Origin of the sequence: Microlunatus phosphovorus NM-1 (genome assembly GCF_000270245.1) — a bacterium.
Lineage (GTDB): Bacteria > Actinomycetota > Actinomycetes > Propionibacteriales > Propionibacteriaceae > Microlunatus > Microlunatus phosphovorus.
Genome location: NC_015635.1, coordinates 954,204 through 980,406, shown reverse-complemented (window position 1 = coordinate 980,406; position 26,203 = coordinate 954,204). Strand labels below are relative to the sequence as shown.

At 69.3% G+C, this 26,203-nt stretch carries 20 protein-coding genes; 4 read left to right on the top strand and 16 right to left on the bottom strand.

The window, feature by feature from the left end; genetic code table 11:
• Positions 1–46: 46 nt before the first annotated feature.
• Both MLP_RS04300 and MLP_RS26040 read left to right on the top strand, forming a co-directional pair.
• Entirely contained in the window at positions 47–1,798 is a 1,752-nt protein-coding gene (locus tag MLP_RS04300; protein ID WP_013861785.1) for a patatin-like phospholipase family protein, read from the top strand.
• Positions 1,795–2,754 carry a TIR domain-containing protein gene (locus tag MLP_RS26040; protein ID WP_013861784.1) on the top strand — a complete coding sequence of 320 codons (960 nt, stop codon included), beginning with the start codon at positions 1,795–1,797 and terminating at the stop codon, positions 2,752–2,754. The genes MLP_RS04300 and MLP_RS26040 overlap by 4 nt, the downstream gene beginning before the upstream one ends.
• On the opposite strand, the gene MLP_RS04290 is transcribed toward MLP_RS26040, so the two are convergent.
• Positions 2,743–4,407, bottom strand: coding sequence for a hypothetical protein (locus MLP_RS04290; RefSeq protein WP_041789716.1), 1,665 nt, complete (start codon positions 4,405–4,407; stop codon positions 2,743–2,745). The two genes, MLP_RS26040 and MLP_RS04290, sit on opposite strands and share 12 nt — an antisense overlap.
• 83 nt (positions 4,408–4,490) lie before the next feature.
• Between MLP_RS04290 and MLP_RS04285 the strand changes: the two genes are divergently transcribed.
• Positions 4,491–6,350, top strand: coding sequence for a glycoside hydrolase family 2 protein (locus MLP_RS04285; RefSeq protein ID WP_013861782.1), 1,860 nt, complete (start codon positions 4,491–4,493; stop codon positions 6,348–6,350).
• 87 nt (positions 6,351–6,437) lie between these two features.
• Here the strand turns inward: MLP_RS04285 and MLP_RS04280 are convergent, their stop codons facing one another.
• Entirely contained in the window at positions 6,438–6,824 is a 387-nt protein-coding gene (locus MLP_RS04280) for a TraR/DksA family transcriptional regulator (protein ID WP_013861781.1), read from the bottom strand.
• A gap of 29 nt (positions 6,825–6,853) precedes the next feature.
• Positions 6,854–8,722 (bottom strand): alpha-amylase family glycosyl hydrolase, encoded by a 1,869-nt coding sequence (locus MLP_RS04275; RefSeq protein ID WP_013861780.1) that lies wholly within the window; start codon positions 8,720–8,722, stop codon positions 6,854–6,856.
• Positions 8,723–8,844: 122 nt separating this feature from the next.
• Here MLP_RS04275 and MLP_RS26035 point away from each other — a divergent pair, with 122 nt between their 5' ends.
• Entirely contained in the window at positions 8,845–10,518 is a 1,674-nt protein-coding gene (locus MLP_RS26035) for a S8 family peptidase (protein WP_013861779.1), read from the top strand.
• A gap of 373 nt (positions 10,519–10,891) precedes the next feature.
• On the opposite strand, the gene MLP_RS04265 is transcribed toward MLP_RS26035, so the two are convergent.
• From MLP_RS04265 to MLP_RS04205, 13 genes are all read right to left on the bottom strand, one after another.
• Entirely contained in the window at positions 10,892–12,283 is a 1,392-nt protein-coding gene (locus MLP_RS04265) for a lactate racemase domain-containing protein (protein ID WP_083843984.1), read from the bottom strand.
• Between the two features lie 575 nt (positions 12,284–12,858).
• Positions 12,859–14,307, bottom strand: coding sequence for an amidase (locus tag MLP_RS04260; RefSeq protein ID WP_070100456.1), 1,449 nt, complete (start codon positions 14,305–14,307; stop codon positions 12,859–12,861).
• Complete coding sequence (locus MLP_RS04255) at positions 14,300–16,018, bottom strand: HAL/PAL/TAL family ammonia-lyase (protein WP_156821021.1); 1,719 nt, start codon at positions 16,016–16,018, stop codon at positions 14,300–14,302. Before MLP_RS04255 ends, MLP_RS04260 begins: the two co-directional genes overlap by 8 nt.
• Positions 16,018–17,241 (bottom strand): 3-deoxy-7-phosphoheptulonate synthase, encoded by a 1,224-nt coding sequence (locus MLP_RS04250; RefSeq protein WP_013861775.1) that lies wholly within the window; start codon positions 17,239–17,241, stop codon positions 16,018–16,020. Before MLP_RS04250 ends, MLP_RS04255 begins: the two co-directional genes overlap by 1 nt.
• Entirely contained in the window at positions 17,238–18,587 is a 1,350-nt protein-coding gene (locus MLP_RS04245) for an ATP-grasp domain-containing protein (protein ID WP_013861774.1), read from the bottom strand. The genes MLP_RS04250 and MLP_RS04245 overlap by 4 nt, the downstream gene beginning before the upstream one ends.
• Entirely contained in the window at positions 18,584–19,936 is a 1,353-nt protein-coding gene (locus MLP_RS04240; protein ID WP_013861773.1) for an MFS transporter, read from the bottom strand. The genes MLP_RS04245 and MLP_RS04240 overlap by 4 nt, the downstream gene beginning before the upstream one ends.
• The gene (locus MLP_RS04235; RefSeq protein WP_013861772.1) at positions 19,933–21,315 is read right to left on the bottom strand and encodes an ATP-grasp domain-containing protein; all 1,383 of its coding nucleotides are present in this window, start codon (positions 21,313–21,315) and stop codon (positions 19,933–19,935) included. Before MLP_RS04235 ends, MLP_RS04240 begins: the two co-directional genes overlap by 4 nt.
• A gap of 32 nt (positions 21,316–21,347) precedes the next feature.
• The gene (locus MLP_RS04230; RefSeq protein WP_013861771.1) at positions 21,348–22,100 is read right to left on the bottom strand and encodes an SDR family NAD(P)-dependent oxidoreductase; all 753 of its coding nucleotides are present in this window, start codon (positions 22,098–22,100) and stop codon (positions 21,348–21,350) included.
• The gene (locus MLP_RS04225) at positions 22,097–23,428 is read right to left on the bottom strand and encodes an amidase family protein (RefSeq protein ID WP_013861770.1); all 1,332 of its coding nucleotides are present in this window, start codon (positions 23,426–23,428) and stop codon (positions 22,097–22,099) included. Before MLP_RS04225 ends, MLP_RS04230 begins: the two co-directional genes overlap by 4 nt.
• Entirely contained in the window at positions 23,428–24,627 is a 1,200-nt protein-coding gene (locus MLP_RS04220) for an AMP-binding protein (RefSeq protein WP_013861769.1), read from the bottom strand. Before MLP_RS04220 ends, MLP_RS04225 begins: the two co-directional genes overlap by 1 nt.
• Complete coding sequence (locus tag MLP_RS27865) at positions 24,624–25,523, bottom strand: AMP-binding protein (protein WP_172641538.1); 900 nt, start codon at positions 25,521–25,523, stop codon at positions 24,624–24,626. Before MLP_RS27865 ends, MLP_RS04220 begins: the two co-directional genes overlap by 4 nt.
• Complete coding sequence (locus tag MLP_RS04210; RefSeq protein ID WP_013861767.1) at positions 25,523–25,819, bottom strand: acyl carrier protein; 297 nt, start codon at positions 25,817–25,819, stop codon at positions 25,523–25,525. The genes MLP_RS27865 and MLP_RS04210 overlap by 1 nt, the downstream gene beginning before the upstream one ends.
• Positions 25,812–26,198: a hypothetical protein gene (locus tag MLP_RS04205; protein ID WP_041789713.1), complete on the bottom strand. Its 387-nt coding sequence runs from the start codon at positions 26,196–26,198 to the stop codon at positions 25,812–25,814. Before MLP_RS04205 ends, MLP_RS04210 begins: the two co-directional genes overlap by 8 nt.
• Positions 26,199–26,203 lie beyond the last annotated feature (5 nt).

Genomic DNA, 26,203 nt, shown 5'->3' with positions numbered 1-26,203 from the left:
CAACCGACGGCTGGAGGCGACCAAGTTGACGGAACGAGTGCTTTGGGTGAGCGGTCACCGCACCGACGATCCGGGACGGCCACGGCCACGGTTCCCCGAAGACCGGGTGCCGCAGGTCCGCAAACGGATTGCGTGGGAGCTCAGTCAGCTGGACGTCGGGCCTTCGTGGACCATCCTGACCGGCGGCGCCCGAGGCGCTGACCTGATCGCTGCAGAGGAAGCACTGCGGCTGGGAGCCCGGGTCGAGCTGTGCCTGGCGCTCGAGCCGGAGGATTTCCTCAACCGCTCCGTCCGCGACGGGGCGAACGGCAGCGTGTGGGAGCAGAGCTTCGCCTACGTCCGCGACCACGCGACGGTCGAGGTGCTGCCGGGTGACGCAGGCGACGCTCGCGGCTCCCAGATCTTCGCCCGGGCAAACGACTGGATGATCGCCAAGCTGGCGGCGGCGCCCGAGGCACACGCCCTGCTGATCTGGGACGGCGTGGTGGCCACGGGAGGCGGCACCGGCAATGCCGCCCAGCAGGCGTTGAAGACCGTTCGGGAGAAGTCCGGGACCTTCACGATCATCGATCCCACCCCTCGGGCGTACGCAGCGCGCCAGCGCGGACCCGGTCCGAAGAAGATCCTGACCCTCACCGGCGGCGGCCTGCGAGGAGTGATCAGCCTGGAGATCCTGGCCGAGATCGAGTCCCAGCTCCGCGACACGCTCGGCCAACCCGACCTGGTGCTGGCGGACTATTTCGACTACCTGGCCGGCACCAGCACTGGCGCCATCATCGCGACCGGGCTTGCGCTCGGGAAATCGGTGGACGAGATCCGCACCCGCTATCACCAGCTCGGCAAGCTCGCCTTCCGGCGCAGCCTCGCTTCCGTGCCCTATCTGTCGCGGTTCGGGGCCAGCGGCATCACCGAGCAGCTCGAGGAGTTCTTCGGCACCGACCTCACCCTGGGCGACCCACGCCTTCGTACGCTGCTGCTGCTGGTGCTGCATCGCATCGACTCCGATTCAGCCTGGCTGCTGAGCAACTGCACCCAGGCCAAATACAACCGGACCGACCGGCTGATCACCGAAGGCGGCGCGGACCGCAACCTCGACCTGCCCTTGGTGAAACTGGTCCGGGGCAGCACCGCGGCGCCCACCTATTTCCCGCCGGAGACCGTCCAGGTCGGGCAGCAGCGGGTCCGCTTCCAGGACGGTGGTGTGACTGCGTTCAACAACCCGGCGCTGATCGCCGCGGTGATGGCCACCGTGCCCGCGTACGGGCTCGGCTGGCCGACCGGCAATCGTGACCTGCTGGTGGTCTCGGTCGGCACCGGCGTACGCGCTCAGGCCGGTCCAGAGCGGTCCTGGCAGCCGCTGGAATCCCTGGCGAATCTCGGCAGACTGCCCTCGGTCTTGATGAACGGCAGCGCGTTCAGCCAGGACCTGCTGTGTCGGGTGATCGGTGACTGCCGCTTCGGACCTGAGCTCGACCGCGAGGTGGGCAAGCTGACCGGGCAGCTCTTTCCGGCGCACGACCTGGACGCCTGGGAGCAACAGCAGGAACTCAGCCAGCAGGTCGGCATCCCCGCCATCGGCCAGTACTTCAGCTATGTCCACTATGACAGCGACCTCGGTCCGGACGGCCTGACAGCGGCCGGCATCGCCGACCAGGACTGGCCGGCGGTCACCGCCATGGACAACTATCGCCAGATCGACAACTGGCAGAAACTAGGCACCCTGGCCGCCCAGGATGTCGCGGTGGGTAAGCATTTCAGTGGCTTCCTGCCGCCCAGACCTTCCGGGGAGGCAGCGTGACAGCTTTCATCAGTCATTCCTTCAGCAACAAAGCAGAGTTCAGAAACGTTGCCGATTTTCTGACTCAGGTCAACGTCCCGTACTGGGAACCCACCAGTATTCGCTCCGGCGAGGGCCTGCGCAATCAACTCAGAAGCACCATTCGCGAATGCTCGGTGTGTGTCTTCATCGCGACTCATGACTCGGTGAATTCTGCCTGGTGCGGAGCCGAGCTGGGGGCTTTCTGGGGCGCCGGCATCAAAATCGTCACCTACGTCGCCGATTCCTCCCTCCAACCAGACGATCTGCCGCCGGTCGTTCAGGGTGATGTGTGGGAGCGCGAGCTTCGCCGCGTGGCGGAGACAGCCAGACGCATCCATGACTCCGCCAGACCTCGAGCTGGGACTGATCCGGCACCGCAAACCCCGCTCACGAACCTGACCGCGATGGAGCTGACCTCGCTGATCGCGAGCGCCGTGTCGCTGAGCCGTGCTCAAGAGCAGAGTCCGGCAGGCACCGGCGCACCGATGGCAGCCGACATCCTGGCCGACCGGGTGATCCGGGCAGCTGATGCAGCACACAGCACCAGCCGAGGAGCGCCGGCTGGTCAGCCAGATTCCTTGCTCTGGGTCGACGATCGGCCGGAGAACAACATCCACGAAAGGAGAATGTTCGAATCACTTGGTCTGGCGGTCGAGCTGGCCTTGTCCACCGACGAAGCCATGGCTCGCCTGGAGAACAACCGCTATGGCGTGATCATCTCCGATATGGGCCGCAAGGAGGGCGCCCGCGAGGGCTATAGGTTGCTCGCGGAAGTACGGCGGGCAGGCATAGGCACTCCCTACTTCATCTACGCCGCCTCGGGCTCCGAAGCCCATCGCCGCGAGGCATTGTCGAGGGGCGCTCAAGGATCGACCAATAGACCAACTGACCTGATAGAGATGGTGACGGACGCCCTGGGTCGGTCAGCACGTTGACAGCGGCGTGATCAGGCACTGCCTGGTGCAAGTCGCGGATCCACCGCCACCCCCAGCGCATTCAGCAACTGACGCAGACCAGTGCGAGAAGTCGAACTCTGGATCACCCGCAGTGCCGGAAAGGGGTCCGTCGCCAGCGGCGACGAGGGCGGGGCGAAGGCCGCGGCTCGCCACAACGCCCCCCGGGAAGGCGTTGACGTCAGTGGTGTCGTCCACCAGGGCGACGACCTTGTGCAGCGGCACCAGCGCGACAAGACGTTCGAGTTCCTCGGTGACCCCGGCATGGTGGGGGCCGAAGCCTCGGAGATCCAGCAGGATGACGTCCACGCTCGAGATCAGTGACTCGACCGTGGGACGCCAGGTGTCGTCATGGCACATGAGTTCGTTGACTCGGTATCTGCCGTCCCGGTCAGGTCGCAGATCAAGCGATTCCAGACGGTGCCCGATCATGCTCTCGTCGCGGACGAAACGGCGCGACAGCCGGAAGCTGATGAAGTCCACCAGTTCGTCAGGCGTGAGCGCCTCGGTGGCCAGATCGGGTGCGGTGATCAGCTCGACGCTGCCGACCCACCGCCACTGGCGAGTCAGGTCGCGGAGCAGCCGGGTGCTTCGCCGTCGAGCACCGAAGGTACGCAACAGCAGCAGCCGGACCGGGGCCTGCCGCCCTGGGCGTTGCAGCAGGAAGGAGACGAACAAGATGACGAGGAGGACGGCGTACGGGATGAACCCGACGGCGACCGCAGCGGCGCCCAGCGGAGTCAGCAGGGAGGCGTACACGATCGTGGCGACGAACCACCATTGCAGGAGCAACAACGTCTCGTCGCCGATCAGCTTCACCGCATAGATCCGGGTCATCAGCCAGGCGTACGCGGGCACGAGAGCCAGATAGCCCAACGCCTTGGCGACGAACGGCACGGCCAGAACGCCGACCCACACTCCCTCGAGGAGGGCGAAGACGACTGGATAGAGCTCCCAGAAGGCCAGGCCGATCATGACCATCGAGGGGGCGACCAGCCACGCGGCTCCGCGCATCGATCGGGCGCTACTGGCCAGTACGAAGAGTGCCGGCAACCCGATCAGCAGTCCGATCCCACCGAGGATCTGCAGCAAAGGGAGTCTCCCGATCACCAGCAGCACCACGATCAGGGCCAGCCAACCTGACCAGATCAGCCACCGCTCGGCACGACCAATCGGAGTCAGCGAGATCAACGTGGGGACGATCGGCCAGCTGAAGAGCAGACCGAGGACCAGGCTGCGAACGGGCAGCACCTCCATCGATTCGACCTGGTGGAAGACCACCACCGCGGCCACCCCGTAGCCGGCGGCCGCAACCGCGTACACCCACTGAACGCGCCGGATCCCGCGGAGCGCTTGCGCACCCAGCGGGGACGCAACCGCCGATCTCCCGTCCACAAGGGATATCTCGCGCACCGGTGCCGTCGGTGTCGGCTGCGCCATGGTCGGTGTCGGTGCCAACTGCCGGGAGCGCCGCATGCCACGCTCGATCGCCTTCCGGTACAACGAGAGGATCAGCAGGCACACGGGCCAGGTGCCAATGCCCGCGAAGAGCAACACGGCGATGGCCATCCCGGAGGCCAGCGTCCAAGCATCGGGTGACGGCTGGGTCATCGCCCACCCCGCAATCTCGCTCATCCCGGCAGAGATGCGTGCTCCCGCTCTCCATCGCCGAGAGAATGATGGTACCGATCGCGACTTCCAAGGAGTGACCCGCACTCATGCATCCCGGCACGCCTGTCCCCCGCCCGGAGCACCCCCGACCGCAGTTCTTCCGGTCGTCCTGGCTCAACCTCAACGGCACCTGGCAGTTCGAGATCGACCGTGGCGACAGCGGGCTGGAACGGGGTCTACGCACCCGCGAGCTCGGCGGCGAGATCGTCGTGCCGTTCTGCCCGGAGAGCGAGCTCTCCGGCGTCGGCGACACCGATTTCCTCGAGACGGTCTGGTATCGCCGGACTGTGCCGATTCCGGCCGAGTGGGCCGCGCAATGCGTGCTGCTGCATTTCGGGGCCGTCGACCACGACACCACGGTGTGGGTCAACGATCATGAGGTCGGCCGGCACCGCGGCGGCTTCTCCTCGTTCACCTTCGACATCACCGACGCCGTGGATAGTGGCGCGTACGGCGTCGAGCGGGACGACGAGGGCGAGGGCGAGCGGGACGAGATCACGATCGTCGTACGCGCTCGCGACACGATCCATGCCGTCCAGGCGCGCGGCAAGCAGTCCAGGCTCTATGCCAATCATGACTGCGACTACACCCGAACCACCGGCATCTGGCAGACGGTATGGCTGGAGGCAGTCCCCCAGGTTCATCTGCGCCGCGGCCGGGTCGTACCTCAGCTGGGATCCGGCGCCTTCACAGTCGAGCTGCCGGTCAGCGCGAGCCGTACCGGCTGGACGGCGAGCGCGACCCTGTCCGACGAGCACGGCACGGTCGGCTCAGCCACGACGAGGGTCGATCTGGACCGGGCACCGACGGTCACGGTGACGGTGCCGCCGGAGCGCCGACGGGTTTGGGAGCCGGCCGATCCGCACCTCTACGGCCTACGACTCGAGCTGTGGGACGCCGACGATCAGCTGGTCGACCAGGTCGACAGCTATACGGGCCTGCGCTCGGTGACCATCGACGGTACCGCGATCCTGCTCAACGGCGAGCGCGTCTTCCAGCGACTGGTCCTCGATCAGGGCTACTGGCCGCAGAGCCTGCTGACCGCACCCGACGACGCCGCGCTGCGACGCGACATCGAGCTGTCCATCGAAGCGGGATTCAACGGTGCGCGGCTGCACCAGAAGGTCTTCGAGGAGCGCTTCTTCTATCACGCCGATCGTCTCGGCTATCTCGTCTGGGGCGAGTTCGGCGATTGGGGCGCGCGGATCAACGGCGATGTCACCGACAACCAGCAGCCCACCGCGTCTTTCGTCACCCAGTGGCTCGAGGTGCTGGCTCGCGACGTCAACCACACCAGCATCATCGGCTGGTGCCCGCTGAACGAGACGCATCAGGTCCTCCGCGACCAGATCACGCAACTCGACGATGTCACCCGAGGCATGTGGCTGGCGACCAAGGCCGCCGATCCCACCCGGCCGGTGCTCGACGCCTCCGGCTACAGCCATCGGGTGCCGGAGACCGAGGTCTGGGACTCGCACGACTACGAGCAGGACCCGGATGGGTTCGCCGCGAACCAAGCCGGACTGGCCCAAGGCGATCCCTACCGGAACCGGCGTACCGAGGGTGAGTTCTCCCTCCCGTACGCCGGCCAGCCCTACTTCGTCAGCGAGTTCGGCGGCATCTGGTGGAATCCCGACCTCTTGGACAGCCACGGGTCCGACAGCGGCAGCGACGGGTCCTGGGGCTATGGTCAGCGGGTCCGTGATGTCGAGGACTTCCATGCCCGCTTCGAAGGTCTGGTCGGCGTACTCCTCGACGACCCCCTGATGTTCGGCTATTGCTACACCCAGCTCACCGACGTGTTCCAGGAGCAGAACGGCATCTACCGCTTCGACCGCTCCCAGAAGCTCGACATCGATCGGGTACGCCGGGCGCAGCAGCGACCGGCCGCGTACGAAGCTCGGTGAGCCGGAGCGCCCACCCGAGCCGTTTGTCGCCAAGTGAGCGCGCACTCACTGGTGCGCCAGGGTTGCTTCGCAACTCGCGAAGCAACGTCAGCGCACCTGTCGATGGTGTCGGCCCCGACGGCTGCTTCGCTCGGCGCAGGTGATGCAATCCCGAGTCTCCGGCCGAGCCAGCAGCCGCTCCGGCGCGATCGCTCGGCCGCAGACCTCACAGACGCCGTAGCTGCCGTCCTCGAGACGCCGTTGGGCTGCCGCCAAGTCGGCGAGCGTCTGCTCCGTACGCTCCAGCAACGCACTGTCCCGCGCCTGATCCAACGACGCCAGTGAGCCGTCCGGGTCATGCTCGTCATCGGCGAAGTCGAGGCTGCGCGCGGTCCGGGTGCTCTCGATCGCAGCTATCAGCGCCGCCCGCTGTGCCTCTGCCCGTGCGATCCGCCCAGACAACGCCTCGGCGTAGGTCAGCAGCGGGTCGCCCATCTCACCATTCTGCCTATCCACGCACACTTTCAGTCGGCCGGCACCAGGATCGCCGCACCGGCTGCCGGCACGGTGACCTGGATGGCCTTGCCGTTGGCGGGCAACACGACCGTCTCGCTGTCGATCCTGGCCGGGTCGCTGCTGTAGCGGTAGCGATAACGCTCCCCCGCCGTATGTAGCTCGTTGTCGATGGTGATCAACGCCGTACGGCTCTGACTGATGTCGGTGTTGACCACGACCACCAGCTCGCGATCGGACAGGATGCGGCTCCAGCCGATCAGGCTCGTCAGCCGACCGGATCCGATCCTGGTGGGAAACCAGAATGTCTGGCCATCGGTCGAGATCTGCCGCAGATACTGCCGACCGCGTCGCAGCGCGAGCTCGGCTGACCGGACCGACAGCACGGCAGCAAGCTCGCGATAGATCGCCGAGCCCTCGTCGAAGCAGTGCCGATGCCGGCTGCGGAAGGGCCCGAAGTCGCCGCCGAACATCGCCTCCCTGAGATAGCGATCGTGATCACCATGGCCGTCGAAGCGCTGCTCGCTTCCGTAGTAGACACACGGAATTCCGAGGGTGGTGACATTGACCACCAGGGCGACGAGGGCCAACGCGGCGCCCTCGGCATCTGCGGCGAAACGTGCCTTGGCCCCTCCCTTGCGTACCTGATCATGGTCGTCGTACGAGGTCACCACGTGCGGACCGAACCAGGTATGACTGCCCTGCCCGACCAGGTCGGAGTTGCGGAACAGATCGAAGTAGCCGGCCGGATCTCCCCAGCCCTTGGCCGTGCTCTCCAGCTGGCCCTGCACATCGGCCAGGCCGAGGGCCGCGTCGAGTCCGGTCACCTGCATCAGCTCGAAGGCGAACGACCTGCTCCCGGTGATCTCGCCGACACAGAAGAACCGGTCCTTGCCGATCGACTGAGCGAACTCCTTGATCACCGAGGTGAGATACCTGGTGGCGCCCGGATCCATGTGCTTGACCGTGTCGATCCGGAAGCCGTCCAGATCCGCATAGGCGATCCAGTAGCTGTACGCCCTGGCCAACGTCCGCAGCGCTGCTGAGGTCTGATAGGCGTCGATCGACCCACTGCCGTGTTGGACATCCTTGTAGGTCTCGAAGTCGCCCTCGAGGAACTCCGGATCGTTGTCCCAGTTGACGATCCGACCCTTGCCTGTATACGTGGCCGGCTGCTGCAGCTCGGCCGGCCAGACGGCAGCATCAGGTCGATCGCCGACGCTTTCGCCGAAGTCGAGTTCCGGCGAGCCGGTCTCGTCGCGCCAGCCCGCGACCGCGTACGGCCGGCCGTCCCACCGCGGATCCATGATGTGTTCGCCGGTGACTGGATCGATGCTGGCGTAGCGATCGGCGTCGTAGTCGAAGACGTCGCCGGTGTGATTCAGCACCACATCGAGGATGACGTACATCCCGAGTCGGTGCGCCTCGCTGACCAACAAGCGCAGTTCCTCGGCGGCGCCGAAGTGCGGATCGACCTCGAGGAAGTCCTGGATGCCGTAGCCGTGGTAGTCCTCGGTGCCCGGTCGCTGCCGCAGGACCGGACTGACCCAGAGGGCAGTGACCCCGAGCCGGTGCAGATAGCCGAGCTTCGAACGCGCGCCGGCCAGTGTGCCGCCGTTCCAGCGCACGCCGGCTGCCCGCCATTGCGCGGCGTCGGACTCGGTGGCCACGGCGCTACCGGTGTCAGCGGGGGTGAACAGTGGCGTCGATCCGCTGCCCGGCACACCATCCGGATCGGCCACGCCGTCTTCGTTCCCGTCGGAGAACCGGTCGAGCAGGAAAAAGTACAGCACCTGATCCGCCCAGGAACTCGGGGACGGATGATGCGGTCCGGCAAGGACCGCTGACCAGTCCAGGTCGGTGAGGCGGCGTGCACCCATCGGTCTCCGATCAGCGAAGCGGGCAGACCGCATCGTAGCGTCGAGGTGGCTTGCGGTATCTGGGCCGGAGCCCGAAGACTCTGTCACAGATATCAGCTCAGGCAGCGGCAGGGGGTTCAGCGATGAGCATCGACCGAGCGCACGAGGTCAGGATCGTGGTCGACCCGCACCCGCCGAACACGGTCGCGGCGGTCCGTGTCGTGGTGACCGCCACGCTGGGTCCGGGATGGCAGGTACGGCGGCTGGTCCCACGCAGGCCGCTGATCGTGGTCAGCGGTCGCAGCGACGAGCCAGTCGCCACCGTGGGCCACGCCCGGCGCAGTCATCGGGCCGCGATGGCGCTGGCCGCGACCGGCAGGTTCGCGCGCGTAGAGGCGGACGTACCGATCCGCGGATATGCAGAGAACGAGCAGGGGGCCTCCGCAGACGAGACCAGGGCCGCCGACGCTGGGATCGATGACGCTGGGATCGACGGGGCGGAGATCGGGCCGCTCCCTCAGGCGCAACCGGAGCCACCGCGGGACTGGGTGCATCGGATCCTGCGCTGGGAGCAGGCGCTGGCCGCGATGTCGGCCGACGTACGGGGTGGTCGCGGCATCCGGATCGGGCATCCCGACACCGGGTACACGCTCCATCAGAACCTCGGCCTGACCGGCTTGGACCTGACCACGGATCGCGACGTGATCGACAGCGATGACGACGCACTCGACGACCTGCGACAGAACGCCCTGTGGCCGCTGCCCTTTCCCGGGCACGGCACGGCCACCGCCAGCGTGATCGTCGGCCACGGGCCAGTCAGTGCCGGCATCGTCGGTCTGGTTCAGGAAGCCCGGCTAGTGCCGATCCGCGCGATCGAGAGCGTGGTGCAGGTGTTCGACTCCGACGTAGCCAAGGCCGTGGAGCACGCTCGGCGCGTCGGCTGCCACGTGATCTCGATGAGCCTGGGCGGCAAGGGCTTCTTCGGCCTGGAGGAGCAGATCCAGCAGGCGGTGGATGCCGGCCTCATCGTGATGGCCGCGGCCGGCAACTTCGTACGCTTCGTGACGGCGCCGGCCAGCTATCCCAGCTGCCTCGCCGTGGCCGCGACCGGTCCCGGTGATGTCCCCTGGTCGGGCTCGTCGCGCGGGCCAGCCGTCGATGTCTCAATGCCTGGTGCGCAGGTATACACCGCGCAGTTCACCGAGGATCACAAGCCCATCGTGGGCCTCGCCAATGGGACCTCGTTCGCCGTCGCGCACCTGGCCGGAGCTGCCGCCCTCTGGCTCGCTCATCACGGCCGCGACACCCTCATCCGGCGCTATGGCGCCCGCCGGATCCAGGCCACCTTCCTCGCTGTGCTGCGTACGCCAGGAGTCTGCGTGGTGCCTCCCGGTTGGCCGGCCGGTTGGGGCGTCGGCCGGGTCGATCTGCCCAGCTTGCTGAGTGCCCCGCTGCCTTCCCTACCAGGACCGGCGGTTGCGTTCACCGGGTCCACGGCCGAGGCGGAGCCGGAACCGACCGCTGCTGTCAGCGAGACGGCCCGGCGGATCGCGTACGCCCTGGGCGCCGATCCCGAGGTCGTGCAGATTCGGCTCGTCGAACTGCTCGGGATGGAGACCGCCGACACTGAGCAGTTTGCCGAGCAACTACAGCTGCATGAGGGCGAACTGGTCTATCTCGCCTACACCGACCCAGGATTCGCCGCCAGCGTCTCCTCACGAGCGGAGGCATTGGCCGACGTCGGAGCCGCCGAGATCGCCATCGAGCCTCGTGGTGTCAGCGACAGCCTGGCCGCCCTGCTGACCGCGCGCGGCTGAGCCGCCATCCCGGCGGTGACCCGCGATCTCCTCACATCGAGTGGTGCGCAGATGTAGCTTCAGCGACGCTGTAACTACATCCGCGCACCTTTCGCTGCCTCCCGGTCGGGAAGCCGCGCGGCGCCAACGTCACTGGCGTGGTGCTCCGACATGGTCGCAAGTCAACGACCTCGGCTTTCGACGACCTACGTTTGCCAACTGTTGCCAACTCGTCGCTTGTTGCCTACTGCTCTGCGGAATCGGCTGTTGCTCTGGTGCGCTGTTGCTGCTTCGCGTGAGCGCGGACTCACAAGGTCGAAGCAATCGCGGCGCACCGGTGGGTGCGTGCTCAAGAAGTAGGGAGGTATGACGGTGTGCCCGAGAGTTCGGGAGGCTATCCGTCCAGTCCGTTCGCGTCCGGCTGGCGACCGTCGGGTTCGCCGCCGCCGGACGGGCCCGGACGGAGCCGATACAGCACCTCGCCGGCATGGGGCTCGACAAAGGTGTCCGGATCTGCCTCGTACGCGGCGATGTCAACCGCAGCAGGATCGAGGTAGTTGAGGTTGACCGCGCGTACGACATCCTCGGGGATCCCGGTGGCCAAGGTCACCGTGACGCGGTTCCGCTCACCGTCGACCACATCCCAGGTACCCTGGCCGCGCAGGTGCGTGGAGTGGGCCAGGTCGCCCCACGGCCGGTCTTTGAAGCGTTCCCACTGGCCGACGAAGTAGTCGCGGTTGTGATAGCCGATCTCACTGATCTGTGGGTGCATGACCGAGACCTCGGTGATGTGCGGCGCGTAGATGATCACCTCACCGCCGTCCGCCACGATCGGCTCCAGCTTGTAGAAGCCCTTGGCTGCGGTCCAGATGTCCTCGTACTTGGTCGGCATGATCGACAGCACCCGCCGTACAGGGGCGTCCCGATAGCTGATGTGGGTCTCAGCAGATACCGCGGCGCAGGCAGCCCAGGCGTCCTCCGGGGTGCCGAAGGCTGCCGCGTGCAACGTGTCGGTGCCCGACGCCACGACCAGGCAGAGCGCCAACCGGTAGGCCGGGATGAGCGTGGCTGCCTCGTTGATCAAGGCCCGGACCGGGGTGACACCCCGGCTGCCGATCATCTCGGCGCTGGTGATCAGCGCGCCGACCCAGTGCGACAGGTCGATCAGTTCCTGGCCTGAGACCCCGGGAAAGAAGTACTTGTTGCCGCCGGAGAACCCGACGACCTCGTGCGGGAACACCGGCCCGACCACGATCGCCACGTCGGCCTCGGCGACATGACGGTTGATCCGTACCTCCACCGACGTGTCGGTGAGCAGTCCCCCGGTGAGCTCGGCCAGCCGGTCCGCGCCGATGCTGCCGAGAGTCGCGAACGTCTCCGGAATCCAGGACTCGTGATTGAGCACCGTCCAGCCCGGATAGGTCTCCTCCAGTGCCCCGGCGTCGTAGCCAAGGTGCTGGGCGAGGTGCTCCTCGCTCATTCCCTGGTGGGTGCCGAGCGCGATCACCACCGTCACCCGCCGAGCGCGGCCGTCGAGCGCGGCGTGCGCCGCGCGCAGCAGCAACGGCAGCGGACAGGTCCGGGTGCCATCCGGCACGACCAGACACACACTCTTGCCGTCTATGTCTGCGCCGGCCAGCGCGTCGGTGACGAACCCCGACACCTCGGCCGGGTCCAGTCGCTCGCCGACACCCCCGATCGTCAGCGCCCGGTCAGGATCACCGAAATCAGTGCCGAAGCTGCCTTCTGGGGACGCGGCGAGCCTGGATCGGGTGGGTACGGTCATGTCGGCCACTGTGCCGCCGGTTCGGCATTCTTGCCAAGGGAATCGGCCCATATCGGCAACAGTCGGCAACAACTGGTCGCGCCCCCGCCGCGCGTCATCTCAGGTGACGCCGCTGCCTTATCGACTCTCGGACCGCGTTTGGGTCACGGGCCAAGGGCGAGCGCGGACCAGGCGGTGGGTCCGTATGTCTTGCGCCCCCGGGCCAAGGACGACCGTCACCTAGGCACAAAGCCCGTACGTCTTGCGCCCGTGGGCCGCAGACGAGCGCGGGCCAGACGCAAGGCCCGTACGGTGTGCGCCCGGGGGCCACAGACGACCACGAACCAGGTGCAGGTCCCGTACGGTGTGCGCCCGGGGGCCATAGACGACCGGTGGTCAGGCGTGGCCGGAGCACAGCTTGCGCCCGTGGGCCGCAGACGTCCATCGATGCAGACGCAGGCCCGTACGGTGTGCGCCCGGGGGCCACAGACGACCGGTGGTCAGGCGTGGCCGGAGTACGGCTTGCGCCCGTGGGCCACAGACGACCACGGACCGACCGCAAGCCTGGGTGCGTGGGCATCACGACCGGGGAAGGGCTAGCGCAGCCGTGGCTTCGGCAGGTCGAGCCGACCAGCTGCATCGTCGGCCAGCCGGATCAGGGTCCGCTCGGAGTGCCGAGGGCCGATCAGCTGCATGGCCAGGGGTGCCTCGGGTACGCCGCAGCGTCCCACCGGAAAGCTGATCGCCGGCAGGCCCGCGAAACTGGCCAGCGTCGTGTAGCCGACTTCGCTGTCGTAGTCGGGGTCGTCAGGAGTAGGGATGGTCGATGCTCCGGGCCGCCGCGATACCGCGCCCCGCGGTCGCGGCACTGTCGGATCCAGGGGGAGCAGCCAAGCATCGACCCGCTGCTCGACGAAGAGACCGGCCACCGCAGTCCGAAGGCGTCGTTGGCCGTCCTTGATCTCAGCCAGCCGCCGGTCATCCACCCGCTCGCCGGCGGCCAGCGCGGCCAGGGTGGTCGGGCTGAGCTCATCGTCGATCCAGTCCCGAAGCGCAGCGAAGCCGTCCACGGCGTCACGCGCGCACAGTTCCCAGGCCGCTCCACGCCACTGCCACAGCTCGCCGACACTGACCGCACACAGCTCATGGCCGGCTGCCTCGAGCGCGTTGGCCGTCTGGAGCCAGGCTTGCTCGATGGCCGGCTCGACCGTCCCGTCGCCGATGTCGGTCACCACCCCGATCCGGCACCGCCGCGCTAAGACCTGACCGCCTGGGACCTGACGACCTGAGACCTGAGAACCTGGGACCTGATCCGCGGGGCCGTCCATGCCACCCAGGCCAGCCGCGCCACCGGGGCCGGCCGCGCCATCCAGGCCGGCCGCACCGCCCAGGTTGAGTCTGTCCCAGAGCACCGCCAGGTCGTCGGCGGTCCTGGTCACCCAGCCGACCGCGTCCATCGACGGCGACAGCGGCAAGATCCCGTCGAGCAGCTCCGCGTCGTGAGTGGTCCGGAGCCCGACGACCCCGCAGCGACCGGCCGGCCAGCGGACCGAGCCGAGGACGTCGGTGCCCAATGAGAGGTCGCAGATCCCGGCGGCGACGGCCACCGCCGACCCGGTGCTCGACCCGGCCGGATCGATCTGCGGCAGCAGCGGATTCCGGCAACCCGATCCCAGCCCGATGTTCAGCTCCGTGGTCACGACCTTGGCGTTCACCACCCCGGCCCGGAGACGCTCCAGCACCCTGGCCGACCGGACCGGGTAGTGCCGGAACCGACGAAGACCGAGCCTGGTCGAGAACCCGACGACGTCCACGGTGTCCTTGACGCCGACCGCGATCGGCAGCGCGCTGGCCGACAACGGGCGCAGCTCGGTGCAGGCCCGGTATCGGGCATCGGCCGACCGGCTCCACTCGTCGGCCTGCACCCGCCACGCCGCCTGGTCGAACGCGCCGCGGTCGAACTGCTCGAGCCTGTCGCGGAGCGAGCCGGTCAGCAGCTCTGAGGGCTGGGGAGCCTCAGACATGGACGAGCTCTCGTTAGACATGGACGAGCTCCTCCGCTGCCGGTTGCGACCGGCCGCCGACCCTGGCCAAGGCGCCGCCGGTGGCTAAGGGATCCGCGGTGGCCGAGGGACCCACAGTGGCCGAAGGACCCACAGTCGCCGAGGGATCGCCGAGAGCACCGCCCAACGCGACGCTCATCGCACCGCCACGCAGCGCGGCGGCCAAGGCACCGATCTCGGTGTCGAGCCGGCGGTCCCGGTCGCTGAAGCGGACGTGCCGACGCACCACCTCGTACGCCAGCCGGCTGCCGTCGCCGAGTCGGTCCGCACCGCGGAGATCAGCGGCCTGAGCCAGCGCGGCCAGATGCAGGGCGGCGAGGTCGAAGACGATCTCCAGCGCCGCCCGAGCATCCCGGGCAGCAATGGTGCCCATGGACACCTTGTCCTGATTGTGGGCCTCGGTCGACCGGGAGAACGCCGTGGCCGGCATGCCCAGCTTGAGCGCCTCCGCGGCCAACGCCGACGCGGCGATCTGCACCCCTTTGAAACCGTGGTCCAAGCCCGCTTCGGCGGCGTTCGCCGGAGGACGGATCAGATTCGGGGTCAGGCCGTCGTTGAACTTGTCGTCCACCACCAAGGCGAGCTGCCGGTCCAGCAGGTCCCCGACGCTGGCCACCACCACCTTCAGGGAGTCCATGGCCAGCGCGACATGGCCGCCATAGAAGTTGCCGCCGTTGTGAACGGTCGCCGATTCCGGATCGAACAGCGGGTTGTCGTTGGTCGAGCAGATCTCGACGCCGAGCCACCGGTCGACCCACTCGGTCGTGTCCCGCAGCACGCCTACGACGTGTGGGGCACAGCGCAGCGAGTAGCGGTCCTGGATCGGCTGTGCCAGCCGCTGATAGTCGGCCTGCCCGATGTCCGGGTTCGTAGACCGGATCGACGACGGGTCCTGACAGTGCCCGGACCCCTCGAGCAGCCGGAAGATCGTCGCGGCGCTCGCCAACTGCCCGGGGTGTGGCTTCTGTGCGTGCACGAACGGGGCAAAGGCGCCGCGGTTTCCCCGCAGCACCTCGGCGGCCAGGGCGGTGCACGCCTCCGCGACAACGGCAAGCTCGGCGGCGTCCGCGGCGGCCAGGACCGCGAAACCGGACATGAACGAGGTGCCGTTGATCAGCGCCAGCGCCTCCTTGGGCTGCAGCGTGACGGGTTGGATCCCGGCGTCGGCCAGAGCCTCATCCGCCTGTCGCAGCACGCCGTGCTGCCGGATCTGGCCGCCGCCGGTGACGACGTCGGCCACATAGCAGAGCGGCACCAGGTCCCCACTGGCCCCGACCGATCCGCGTTCCGGCACCACCGGAAGGAGATCGTGAGCCAGCAACTCCAGCAGCACCCGGACCACCTCCGGCCGGACCCCGGAACAGCCCCGGGCCAGGCAGTTTGCCCGGATGATCATGCTGGCCCGGACCACCTCGTCCGGGGCGATCGGACCGCTGCCCACCAGGTGGTAGCGGATCAGCGCTGCCTGCAGCTCGGCCGCCTTGGCTGCCGACACCTGGTGGACCACGCTGGCTCCGAACCCGGTGGTGACCCCGTATACCGGCTCACCGGAGGCCACCAGGACATCCCGGGCGGCCACCGACCGTCTCATCCGGGCCTCCACGGCCTTGTCCAGGACCAGCGTGGCGCCCGGCCGTCGGGCGAGGCTCACCACCTCGGCCGGGGTCAAGGTGTCGTCGCCGAGCGTCGGCATCACGACACCGTCTCGAGCCGGGTCGTGACCGTCAGCGCGTCGACGAACGCGTCCAGCACCTGCTCGGCTTGCTCCTGAGTCAGCCGGGGATCGCAGCCGCTCACGTACCTGGGCAGCGCTGCCACCCCGATGTCCTCCCGCCGCGGCACGCACTCCGTGACGTCGTCCGGGGTGCACTCCAGATGAAGCCCGGCCGGGCGTTGACCACTCGCCCGGACGGCCTCGACGAACCCGTGCACCTCGGCCACGATGTCGCTGACCGCTCGGATCTTCCGACCGTCGGCGAGCTTGACCGTGTTGCCGTGCATCGGGTCGCACAGCCACACCGGATGAGCGCCGACTGCCGCGGCGGTCGCGACCAGCGCCGGCAGCCGGTCCAGCACCCGACCGGCCCCCATGCGTGAGATGAAGGTGAGCCGTCCGGGTTGCCTTTGCGGGTCCAGCACCTCGATCAACTCGATCACCTCCGCCGGCGTCGTCGACGGTCCGAGCTTCACGGCCACCGGGTTGTCCACGCCGGCCAGCAATGAGATCTGCGGTCCGGAGGCGGATCTGGTGCGTTCCCCGGCCCACAGCAAGTGCCCGGAGGACGCGTACGGTGACCCGGTCCCCACGTCGCGGCGGACCAGCGACCCCTCGTACTCGATGAGCAGGGCCTCGTGGCTGGCCCACACCGGTTCGCCCGCCCACTGGCTCAGTCTCCGCAGCACGGCCGCGGAGCAGTCGTACGCGGTCAGCATCCGGCGCGGATCGGCGGCTCGACCGGCGTGCGTCGCCAGCACCGTGTTGACGGCATCGCCGCGGTACACCGGGATCTCGCCGCCATCCGGACCTGGCTCGTACCCACACGAGCGGGGCTTGGCGAACTGTCCGGCCATCCGCCCGATCAGCACGGACGGCAGTTCGGTGGCCTCGGAGAGGCGGCGACCGAGCCCGGCCAGCTGGGCCCGCTTCCGATCGGTGGTGCGGTCCGACACCTCGGCGAACAGCTCGGCGCAGTCCCCGCCCTGCATCACCAGGGCATGACCGAGGGCCGCGGCGGCAAGCCGCCGGCGCAGCGCCCAGCAGTCGGCATACTCGACCAGCGCGAGTCGGCCACGCAGCTCGGTGACGGCCGCAGTCAGCTCAGGACCCGACGGCCACAGCGGCGACACAGCTGCTTCGGAGGCCGGCGGCGGGTCGCCCAGCTCCAGCAGGATCGGGGTTGCTTGCGGCGCGTTCATCGCGACACCTCCAGGTGCACGTCGCGGGAGACCTGGGCCTCCAGCTGATCGAGGGCATCGGGTGAGGTGGCATCGATGACGAACATGCTCACCCGGTCGGCGGACTCGCGGAGCGGTCCGAGTTGGCTGCCGAGCGGCTTGAGGGCCATCAGGCAACGAACCGTGGGCGGGTCGGTGGCGGCACCAGCCTCGCGGACGGGGTCATGCGCAGCGGCCCGGTCAAACCACGTCACCCCCAGACCAGCACCATTCGGGGCCGCCATTCCGGAGAGAGTGCCGGGCTGGTGGGGCAGATAGACCTGGCGGGCGTAGCGGCGCGGATGCGACGGCGGCACGACGTCCTCGCCGACCGCCAAGCCGATCAGTGCGTCCTCCAGAGGTGTGCCGGTGGCCAGCCAATGCAAGGCCAGGATGCTGTCCCCGGGCGGTCGGACGGCCACCTCGGTCAACACGACCCGCCCGCGAGCGGTGACCCGATATTCCCCGTGGGCGATGCCGGTGCCGAACTGCAGCCGGTTGAGCACGGCGGCATGCGCGGCCAGCAGGTTGGCCCGTGCAGACTCGGTCAGATTGACCGCCGGGGTGGTGTGGCCCAGCTCCACGAAGTACGGGGAGTCGCCTTCGGTGGTCCGCTTCTCGGTCACCTCGACGTAGAGACACTCCCCGTTCCGGCTGAGCGACTCGACGGAGAACTCCGGCCCGACGACCCGCTCCTCGAACTGCAGCACCTCCCCCGGCTGGTACGCCTCGAGCGCCTCGACCAGCTCAGCCGGGGTCAACACCAGCTGGACGCCCGAACTGGCCAGCCGGCCGATCGGCTTGACCACCGCCGGGAATCGGTCCCACGCTGCCACCCGGGCAACGCGTGCCGCCGGGACGACCAGGTCCGAGCGGGGGCTCCAGGCCGACAGATAGCGCCGCTGCAAGAACTTGTTGCGACTCACCCGGCTGGCTCGCAGACCCGGACCAGACAGGCCGAGCAGATCAGTCACCAGGCCGGCCGCCTCGACGAACTCCTCGCGCAGACTGCAGATCCCCCGGACGTCCCACCGATCGGTCCAGTCCAGGCATGCCTCGAGCACCCCACCCACCTCGCCGGGCTCCCGCTCGGCGCAGTCGGTGACACCGTGCAGCGGGTGCCCCGAGCTGGGTGACTCCGAACTGGGTGATTCCGAGCTGCGCGACTCCGAGCTGGCCGAGCGGCGCTGCTCCACCAGCCCGGCCAGTCCGGTGGTCGGGCCGTCAACCAGCAGGACGGCCAGGCCACGGCGGCGGGCGGCGTGCAGGAAGCGGTGGTTCCAGGTGGCGACCATCCCACCCAGCAGGATCACCGCCGGCGGCTTCATGATGTCCGTCCTTCGGTTGCCAGCGTCCTCGACGGGCTCGCCTCGGTCGCGAGAGTCGGACCGGTTGTCGTCGGCTCTTCGGTCGGCGGGGTCGAGGCGCTGGCCCGCCGGAAGGCGGCGACGGTGACCACCAGGCCGAGCGCGGCCAGCACCGTTCCACCGGTCAGATAGGTGGCGCGCAAGGTCACCGCTCCAGCGGACACGGCCAAGGTCCCGTACACGATCAGCCGACCGATGCCGACGCTGGTGATGATCAAGGCCATCACCCGACCCTGCAGATCGACCGGCACCGCCTCCTGCACCCGGGTGCGGAACACGTAGAAGGCCTGGAAGCTGACCCCCATGGCGGCGTACAGCAGCATCGGCGCCAGCAGCCCGGAGGACAGCCCCATGCCCGCCAGCGCCAACCCCAGACCGATGACCCCGAGACCGGCCAACCGATCCCGGTTCAGCCGGGCGGTCAGCAGCGGCAGGGCCAGCCCGCCGCAGACCGCGCCAAGCGCGAACATGGCGTCGATCAGACCCAGACCGCCAGGCCCGACATCCAGCACGTCCACCGCGAACGGGGCCAGCAGCGTGTTCAGCATGTACAAGGTGGCGAATAGCAACAGCAGCATCAGGTACGAGGGCAGCATGCGCGGGTGGGCCCACAGATAGGTCAGGCCCTGGCGGGACCAGGCCATGGTGGAGCGCCAGCCGCGCGGACCGGTCGGCGCGGAGCGGCTCCGCCCGGCGTCCCGGAGTCCGAAGATGAAGGCGGCCGAGGCCAGGAAGGACACCATGTTGGCGACCAGCACGATGCCCACCGAGGAGACCGCGATCAGCAGTCCTCCGGTCGCGGCACCGAGCACCTGGCCCAGCTGGATGGCCACCCCGCTGGTGGCGTTGGCGGGCAGCAGCTTGTCCACCGGGACGATCTCGCGAACCAGAGCGGCACCGGTCGGCATCGACGTCGACTCGACCAGACCAAGGAGGAACACCATCACATAGACATGCCAGATCTGCAGGTTGCCGCTCAGGGTCAGTGCTGCGGCGGCGGCCAGACTGATCGCGGCGAAGAGGTCGGTGATCACGAACAGCAGCCGACGCGGAAAACGGTCCATGGCCATGCCGATCAGCGGCCCGAGCAGCACGCCGGGCAACGCGCCGGTCAACAAGACCACCGGAACGCCCCACGGGTGGTCGGTCAGCTCGAGGATCAGCCACACACTGGCCACGAACTGCATCCCGTTGCCGAAGTTCGACACCATCAGCGCGGCGGCGACGCGGCGATAACCGGGCGGCCGCAGCGGCTCCAGCCGCTCGCGCAGCAGCGCTCGGGCGCCGCCGGCCGCGGACGTGCGGCTCATCCCGCCACCGCCCCAGTTTCGACCAACTGAGTGTGGACCAACCCAGCGTCGACCAGCCCGTTGTCGACCACCTCAGCGTCGACCCGGACGTCGATGGCCAGGTCACAGCGGCGTTGCAGTTCCTCCAGCTCCGGCACCGTGGCGGCGTCGAGGATGTACATCAGCAGCCGGTCGCCGGACTGGCGGATCGGCACCAGGACATCGCCCCGGTTCCGGCCGACCACGACCATCCGAACCGACGCGGGCTCGGCTCCGTCCACCGGATCCGGCACCTCCGGCCAGGCCCAGCGGGCAGCCAGCCAGGTGACCGGCACGCCCAGCCCGTCGGCGGTCACGTCACGCAGCACTCCGGTCGGGTGCGGCAGGTAGACCTGCCGGGCATAGCGGCTGGGTGCGGGATAGCCGGCCGGGTGTCCGGTGGCGATGTCCAGCAGCGCCGGCTCGATCGGTGTCCCACAGGCCAGCTGATAGAGGGTGAGGATGCTGTCGCCGGGCGCCCGGGCGGCGAGCTCCATCAGCACGACCGACCCGTCGGCGCGGATCCGGTATTCAGCGTGAGCGATGCCGTCGCCGAAGGACAGGCGGGTCAGGATCTCGGCGTTGGCCGTGAGCACCGCGGCCCGCGCCTGCTCGTCCAGCGCCGGATCGGGCACGGTGTGTCCCATCTCGACGAAGAAGCTCGAGCCCGACTCGTTGGTCAGCTTGCCGGTCACCGAGGCGAAGATCACGCGGCCCTGCTGAACGAGGCTCTCCACGGAGACCTCGTGGCCGTCGACCAGTTCCTCGATCAGCAGCTCCTCCCCCGGCTCGTACGCGGTCAGCGCCCCGCTCAGGCCGGCTGGGTCGTCGATCCGCTGCACGCCGGAGCTCGCCTCGCGCCCGACCGGCTTGAGCACAGCCGGGAAGGTGTCCCAGGCGATGTCGCGGTCGGCACCGATGAGGCGGGACTGCGGACTCCACCGCGCCAGGTAACGCCGTTGCAGGTGCTTGTTGCGGCAGACCCGGCTGGCCCGCAGACCCGGGCCGGGCAGATCGAGCAGGTCGCAGACCAACCCGGCCACCTCGACGAAGTCCTCGCCGAACGCCAGGACGCCGCGGATGCGATGCTGTCGAGACCAGGTCAGCACCTGCTCGATCACCTCCTCATGCTGGTCGCCGGGGATCCAGGCCAGCTCTGCCACGCCCGCCAAAGGGTGGGTGGGGTCGCTGCGGCGGGCGGCGTCGACCCGCTGCTTGAACGGCGACGGCCCGTCCACGCCGAGTACGCGGAACCGCCGGGCGGCGGCAGCGGGAAACAGCCGTGGGTACCGGCCGGCGAACATCACGCCGAGCACGACGACCGCGTCGGCCGGGCTGGTGGGGTGGTCAGGCTGGTTCATCTTTCACTTCCTTGGTGGGTTGGTCTGGTGGGCTATCGGCCGAACAGGGTGCCGCCGTTCACATGCAGGACCTGGCCGCAGACCCAGGAGGCGTCCGGGCTGGCCAGATAGCTGACGGCCGCGGCCACGTCGGCTGTCTCGCCGGCTCGGCCGGTCAGCGTCTGGCCGACCAGCCATTGCACTCGCTCGGGCGGGAAGTCCTCGGTGAAGCCGGTGTCGGCCACGAATCCCGGTGCCACGGCATTGACCGTCACGCCCTGCGGGGCCAGCTCTCGAGCCATCCCGTAGGTCAGACCGATCAGGCCGGCCTTGGCTGCGGCGTAGCCCTGGGCAGCGCCGGCCCCGCTGCCGCCGGAGTAGGCGGCGATCGAGCTGATGTTGATCACCCGGCCGCCGGGTCGGGTGAGCAGGTCGTTCAGGGCCGCGGTGACCTGGTAGGCACCGATCAGGTTGACGCCGAGCTGCTCGGTCAGCGCGGCGGCACCGTTTGCCCGGTCGGCCAGGGTCACCGGCAGCAGATAGCCGGCGTTGTTGACCAGCACATCGACCCGGCCGAAGCGCCGGCTGAGGGTGGTGGCGAGGGCGTCGACGTCCTCGGGCCGGGAGACGTCGGCCGACACCGACAACGACCTCGGGCCGAGGGCGGCGACTGTCTCGGCCAGCACCTCGCTACGCCGTCCGACGATCACGACGGCGGCGCCGTCGGTGGCGAACCGCTCGGCTATCGCCCGGCCGATGCCGGTGCCGCCACCGGTGACCACGACGACCTGAGGTGACTTGCTCATGATGCCTCCTGGAGGTGATAGGGCTGGCAGAGTGCCGACACCAGCTTGGCGGCGGAGATGAGCAGGTCCTCAGCGCCTGGTCGAGCCAGCAGTTGCAGACCGATGGGGGCGCCGTCGGTGGACAGGACAACCGGCAGCGCCAGCACGGGCAAGCGGGCGTGGCTGGCCAGGATGGTCAGACTCAGGTCGACTGCGTCGGGCTGCTCGGTGGGCACCACCGACGCGTACTGCCGGTCGGCCCGGTCGGGCAGCCCCTTCTCCAGCGGCACGGCCAGCAGATCGAACTCGTCGGTCAGCAGCCTCGCCAGCCGGCTGCTCACCTGCTGCTGCCGTCGTCGCAGCTCTGCGTAGCGCGCATCGCTGGTCCGCGCGCCGGTCTCGACCGCGAGTCGGGTGTCCGCCGCCAGCGGGGTGCACCGGGTGTCGTCAAGCAGCGCACCGAACCCGTCGTACGCCTCGCGGGAGAGCAGTTCCCAGGCGTCGGCGCGTTGGCGCCACGCCCAACCCAGGTCCGGGTGACTCAACACATGCCCGCGGTCTGCCAGCCGGTCCGCGACCGCGGCCAGGGCATCGGCCACCTCGCTGTGCAGCCGTTCACCCGGCGGCACGGTGACTCCGATCCGCAGCCGGTGCCGTTGCAGGCTGGGCTCGGCGCCCAACGCAGCACCCAGTCCGTACGTCCGCCACAGCCAGTCCAGGTCGGCCGGGGTGCGGGCGATCAACCCGACGGACTCGAGGCTGGGCGAGACCGCGTGCACGCCGGTCAGCCGGTCTGACCGCGGTGTCAGCCGCAGTGCCGTCGCCCCGCAGTAGACGGCCGGCCAGCGGATCGAGCCACCCGAGTCGGTGCCGACGGAGACGTCGCAGAAGCCTGCCGCCACCGACACCGCCGACCCGGTGCTCGAACCGGAGGCGGAGAGATCGGGATAGGTGGGGTTGAGGCTCGGGCGCTCGGTGCCCAGGGCACACTCGGTGACGGCCGCCTTGCCGACGCAGAGCAGCCCGCGGGCCGACAGCTGGCTGGCGATCGCCGCGCTTCGGCTCGGATAGCTGCGGTAGCCGCTGCGGATGCCGAGCCGGGTCGGGAACCCGGCGACGTCGATGGTGTCCTTGTAGCTGACCGTGCAGCCGTACGGCAGGGGGCTGCCTTCGAGGTCGGCCGGACGCCAGTCGGCGAAGGCCCGGACCTGCGGGTCGAACCGCCGGACGTAGTCGACCAGTTCGCGGCGATAGCGGTCGGCGTCGATAGCGCCTCGCTCCGCCAGCAGTCGGCGGCGGGCCAACGGAAGGGTGAACCTTTCCCGTTCCGCGGCCGGGATGCTCATCATCAGGAGTCCCCCCTGCGCCGCAGCACGATGGGCGTCTTGGCCGTGCGGGCCACCGTCTCCAGCCGGTCGACGACGACCACCGGAAGCGCGTGCTCCTCGCTGCCGCGCAGACCGAACCGCAGATCGATGTGGCTGTCCAGGACGCGCTGTCGGACCGCGGAGAGATCGGGGCCGGCTGGGGCGACCAGCCGAAGCTCCAGCGCCTCGGTCTCGCCGGCCGCGGTCTGCCTCAGCACGCCTTGGGCGGCCTGCACTCCCGGCATGCCGGCCGCGACCCGCACCAGCTCGGCCGGGTCGACGAGGGTGCCGGCCAACTTGACCAGCGTCCCTTCGCGGCCGAGGATCCGCAGGGCCCTGCCGCGACCGCAACGGCACTGGACCCAGGCCCCCCGGTCACCGACCCGATAGCGGATCACCGGCCCGATGGTGGCCGGATGGGTGGTGGTGACGAGTACGGCCGAATCGACGACCTCGACGTGCTGGTGCGGCAGGACGTGGAAGCTGTCGGGGTCGCAACCAGGCCCGTTGTGGCCGATCACCCAGGTCTCGGTGGAGCCGTAGTTGCCGTACAGCTCCAGCGCCGGGGTTGCGGCGCGGCACAGCTCCAACAGATCCGGACCGCAGCTCTCGCCGAACCAGATCCCTGCCCGCAGCTGTTCGATCAGCGGATGAGCCAGGTCGGCGCAGCGCCGGAGCACGGTGGCCAGTTGCCCGGGCGTGCCGACCAGCACGGTGGTGCCGGCCTGCGCGAGGAAGTCGAGCCAGGGGTCCAGCTCGCGCTCCTCCACGTGTCCCAGTCCGATCACACCGGCGCCGGCCCGCTCGGCCAGCCGGTTGTAGAACAGATGGGCCGACCACAGTCGGCCGGGCATGGCCAGGTTGGCCACGGTGTCGGTGGCGCGGATCGGCCGCCAGTGCGCCTCGATCTCAGGCAGGTGCAGTCCGGCGGGGATCCAGGCGAGCTTGGGCTCGGCGGTGCTTCCGCCACTGGTGAACAGGTAGGCGGGCACGGCACGGCCCGACTCGACGCGCCGAGCCTGCCGTGCGGCGGCCGTCACGTCCTCCCGGGTCATCTCCGGCACGGACGCAAAGGCGAAGTCGCCACTCAGGTCGATGGCCGCGTACGCCCGGGCCAGGTGGGGCAGCCGGGCGGCCCGGCGGACGACGGCCCGCAGGGCGGCCGAATCGATCGCGCTCATGCTGCTCGCACCGTTCGTGGTCGTTGCCAGGCCGGCAGGGTGCGGCAGGCTCGCTCGATGTCGGCCAGGTCGGCCGGGCCGGCGGCGGAGACGTGGACGTCGAACCACTCGCCGCGCCGCGGGTCCGCGGCAGGCTGGCAACGAGCGATGGCCCCGGGCACCTGGCAGCGGAGGGCAGCCTCCACCTGGTCGAGATAGAGTCGACGCCCGTTGACCTTGAGCAGCCGGCTGGACCGACCCAACCAGCGGAAGGTGCCGTCCGGCGCGAAGCTGACCACGTCCTCGAGCACCGCCGAGGTCCGGTCCGGCCCGCCGGGCCTGGCTGCGATCCGGGGGCTGTGCACGATCAGCCGGCCGCTGCCCGGCTCCGCGGTGAGCGTCACGTCCGGGGCCGGGGTCCACGGCGCGTCCTCGCTGCGGCGGTAGCCCACCAGACCCGTCTCGGTGGAGCCGAACAGGTCGACCAGCCGGGCGCGACCGCCCAGGTCGTCGAGGAGCGTCCTGGCAGCTGGGGGCAGCACCGCTGAGCCGTGGACGAGAACGAGCTCGTCCAGGCCGCGGAGCACGCCGAGGTTGTGCTGCAGGGTGGCGATCGCGGCGGGCAAGGCCGCCACGAGCGGGCGGTGCAGCGCGTCGAAGGCCCACCGCAGCGGCGCGGTCAACGAGACCAGTCGGCAGGGCACGTTCAGAGTCGTCGGCATGGCGATGCCCATCAGGTGCCCGTACAGATGTCGCGGCGGCGCGAAGCTGACCACGCCGTCGACGCCGGCCTCCGATGCCCCGCAGAGGGCGGCGAGCAGGGCGGCCTCGGCGCCGATCTGGTCGGCGGTGCGGTGCCAGACCACCGGCGTCCCGGTGGTGCCGGAGGTGGCGAAAGCGTGGATCCGGCTGTCCATCAGGTCCATCCGAGGGCTTCGGCGTCGGCGAGCCGACGACGGACCAGCTCGCTGATCGAGGACACGCTGCGGAAGGTGACCCGCAAATCGTCGTCGACCAGGTCGATGGAGATGTCGAACTCGTCCTCGACAGCGGCAACGCAGTCCAGCACGCCGAGGCTGTCGTAGCGGTCAGGATCGAGGTCGGCCAGCGGGGTGGCATCGTCGGCCGGGTCGAGGTCGCGGCCACCGAGCAGGTCGGCGACCCGCGCACGTACGCGGTCGGTCACCGCGATGCCAGTGTGGGTCTCAGTCATGAGTGTTCTCCTCCGTTCCCCAGTCCGAGGTGGGGGTGAAGTGGTCGGCGGGATCGGTCGACTGCATGGCCACGAACACCCGCTCCGGCGGGATGTCCGGGCCGAGCACCCGGCGGACCTGGCGGGCATAGGCCGCCCGGAAGGCGGCATCGCGGTCGGCGGCCAGGACGCAGACCACAAAGGCGAACGGGACCTCGGCGCGGTCGCCGGCGTTCGGAAACGGTCCGAGGAAGACCCGGTCTGCAGCCCCGGGCAGGAATCGGGTCACCACGTGCGCCGGGTCGACGCCGTGGCGCCGCCACCAGAAGGTCAGGTCCTTGGCGACTCGGCGGCGAAAGGGTGCGCCGTCCAGCGGCGTCTCGACGGTGGTGGTGGGCACGGCAG